The sequence below is a fragment of the Synechococcus sp. H60.1 genome, from assembly GCF_047462335.1.
Lineage (GTDB): Bacteria > Cyanobacteriota > Cyanobacteriia > Thermostichales > Thermostichaceae > Thermostichus.
Window position 1 is genome coordinate 2304 of sequence record NZ_JANSJA010000227.1, and the last position, 2697, is coordinate 5000.

The following is a 2697-nucleotide window of genomic DNA, read 5'->3' on the forward strand; positions in this document are numbered from 1 at the left end:
TTGACAGAGGATGGGATCACAGCCACGGAAGAGCTCGAGAGATAACGCAGCAGGGATCCCCAGTAAGACCTGTGGCTCAACTGACGTATGCTGGAGAAGAAAGATTTCTTTACACCCGCAGATGGAGCCGACTGTAACCGCTCTTTCGATGGCCCCGGCCCTGCCTCAGACCCAGCCGGCAGCAGTGGAAATGCAGGGGGTGTGGAAGCGCTTTGGGCAGCAGGTGGCCGTGCAGGACTTGAGCCTGCGGATCCTACAGGGGGAGGTGTTTGCTCTGCTGGGGCCCAACGGGGCTGGGAAGTCCACCACCATCCGCATGCTCACCAGTCTCACCCGTCCCAGCCAGGGATCCATCTATGTGGGGGGCTACGACGTGGTGCGGGATCCCTTGGCGGTGCGGCGGCAGATTGGGGTGGTGTTGCAGCCCATCACCCTAGAAGCAGAGCTGACGGTTTGGGAAAATCTGGAGTTTCATGGGCGCATGCACCACATTCCCAACCCGGAGCGGCAGCGGCGCATCGACGAGTGGCTGGAGTACGTGAAGCTGGCCGACCGGCGGCACGACAAGGTGAAGACCCTCTCCGGCGGCATGAAGCGGCGCTTGCAAGTGGCCAGGGCACTGTTGCACCGGCCGCAAATTTTGTTTTTGGACGAGCCGACCGTTGGGTTGGATCCCCAGGCGCGACGCCTGTTGTGGGAGATCCTACGGGATCTGAATCGGCAGGGCATGACCTTGCTGATTACAACCCACTACATGGAGGAGGCCGAGGAGCTGTGCGACCGCATTGGCATCATGGACGGCGGGAAGTTGATCGAGCTGGGCAGCACCGACCAGTTGCGGGCGAAGTACGGGGAAGCTCTGCTGGTGCGCTCCCGCCCCGGACAGGAGGTGAGCTACACCTTTTTCCCTAGCTTGGCGGAGGCTCAGCGGCAGTTGGAAGCCGAACCCGACAAAACTGGCCTGATGGTGCGCCCTGCCAACTTAGAAGACATTTTTGTGCGTCTGACAGGCCGTCGCCTGGATTAGCGCGCTCTCTCCCTTTGAAAGAGGGAGGTTACGGTTTTTCCTCTCCCCACCCCTCTTTGGGAGTGGGGGGCTCGAACTTGTAGCCAACGCCGCGCACGGTGCGGATCAGCTCCGGTTGGCTGGTATCGGTTTCTAACTTCTTGCGAATTTGGCCGATGTGGACATCGACCACCCGTTCATCTGCCTCGTGGTTGAAATCCCACACCTCTTGAATCAGCTCAGCCCGTCGCCAGACCCGCCCTGGGTGTCGGGCCATGGCGTAGAGCAGGTCAAACTCCAAAGCTGTCAGGTGAATTGGGCGCCGGTCACGGGTGACTTCTCGGGTGGTTGGGTCGATCACCAAAGAGGGAAAGGTCAAAACCGGCGCGCTGCCTGTTTCCGTTCTCCTCCGCCCTCGGCGCAGGATGGCCTGTACCCGCGCCTGTAACTCCGGCAGGCTGAAGGGTTTGGTCAGGTAGTCATCTGCACCTAGCTGAAATCCTTGCAGCTTGTCGGCAGGATTCACTCGGCTGGTTAACATCAACACATAAACGCCGGTCTCTTTTTGCATCTGCTGGCAGAGGTCGTAACCGCTCACATCCGGCAAATTCAAATCCAAAATCACCAAGCCTGGCTGAAAAGTGCGCAACTGTCGTAAGCCCTCGGCGCCGGTCACGGCCGCCTCAACTGCGTACCCTTGCCGCTGCAAATACCGCTTGAGCAGCGTACAAATGCTGGGATCGTCATCGATGATGAGAATGCGTGACATAGCGGCTTGGCGCTCTCATAGTCAGCACGAGGCAGAGTTGCAGAAAAGCCCTGACAGTAGGGCAAATGCATTTTGCGCCGGGGCTGGAGAGGACAGCAAACCCAGACAGCCCGCCCAGACTACAACAGACAACTTAAGGTTTTTACATTGCACATCGGATTGCACCAGGAGCTTGGCCTTTCTGGAACCCCCTTTCTCTGGGTAAATCAAGGAAGGCTAACCTAAACATCTCAAGCATTATTCTACTGGGTTGTCCGGAGGAAAGGGAAAGGGTAAGGTAAAAGGGACTCGCGCAGCAGCTTCTTGCCCGCAGAGGGAAGCCCATTCAAAAACCTTGCCACTTCTTCACTTGCAGGCCAAACCTTAAAGTTGCATGCCGGTTTATCCCAGAAGCCTATGTACGATCCCAACGAAGTCTTTCGCAAAGATATCCAGTTGGCCCTCTTCACCTGGGGAATCCTGGAGCTGGCCTGTTTTGTCATCATGCCGTTCACCCGGGCCTACGAGTATGCGCAGGTAGCGGAGTGGTTGTGGCCATCGCTAGTTTTGGGACCAGTGGGGGCGGTGGTGGTGGCCTTTTGTTCAAAGCTCACAGTAGCTGCTAATAACATCCCCGACCCGAAAAGGAAAAGGGCGCAGCGGCAAATTGCTCAGGTCATCGGTTTCTTCGGCTTCCTGGGCTTAGCCTTGCCCTTGCTCCTGGCCGGGTGGACATTTGGCCACGAGGTTCTCACCACCGACTGGAAAAATATGTTCACCAATTAGGCAGGAGCAGAGTTGCCAACTGGCCCACGCCGACTTGTAGCCGCAAAGGGTTTAGGATGTCCAGCTATTCGTGCAGCCGTCAGTTGCTCCCAAGCCCTGCCAGAGTGAGAAATGTAAACTACCCGGCTCCGACCGCTAAGCGGTACGGAGTGGGCTT

General features: G+C 57.8%; 3 protein-coding genes. 2 read left to right on the forward strand and 1 reads right to left on the reverse strand.

Annotation, left to right across the window (positions count from 1 at the left end; translation table 11 throughout):
• The first annotated feature begins 121 nt into the window (after positions 1-121).
• The gene (locus NW852_RS11135) at positions 122-1027 is read left to right on the forward strand and encodes an ABC transporter ATP-binding protein (protein WP_414370355.1); all 906 of its coding nucleotides are present in this window, start codon (positions 122-124) and stop codon (positions 1025-1027) included.
• Between the two features lie 28 nt (positions 1028-1055).
• On the opposite strand, the gene NW852_RS11140 is transcribed toward NW852_RS11135, so the two are convergent.
• Positions 1056-1775: a response regulator transcription factor gene (locus tag NW852_RS11140; protein ID WP_414366665.1), complete on the reverse strand. Its 720-nt coding sequence runs from the start codon at positions 1773-1775 to the stop codon at positions 1056-1058.
• Positions 1776-2171: 396 nt separating this feature from the next.
• On the opposite strand from NW852_RS11140, the gene NW852_RS11145 reads away from it, so the two are divergent.
• On the forward strand, positions 2172-2540 hold the full coding sequence (locus tag NW852_RS11145; RefSeq protein WP_414366664.1) for a hypothetical protein: 369 nt from the start codon (positions 2172-2174) through the stop codon (positions 2538-2540).
• Positions 2541-2697 lie beyond the last annotated feature (157 nt).

Excerpts from the sequence above, each read along its gene's own strand:
- NW852_RS11135 (WP_414370355.1), top strand. The coding sequence starts at position 122 with ATGGAGCCGACTGTAACCGCTCTTTCGATGGCCCCGGCCCTGCCTCAG.
- NW852_RS11140 (WP_414366665.1), bottom strand. The coding sequence starts at position 1,775 with ATGTCACGCATTCTCATCATCGATGACGATCCCAGCATTTGTACGCTG.
- NW852_RS11145 (WP_414366664.1), top strand. The coding sequence starts at position 2,172 with ATGTACGATCCCAACGAAGTCTTTCGCAAAGATATCCAGTTGGCCCTC.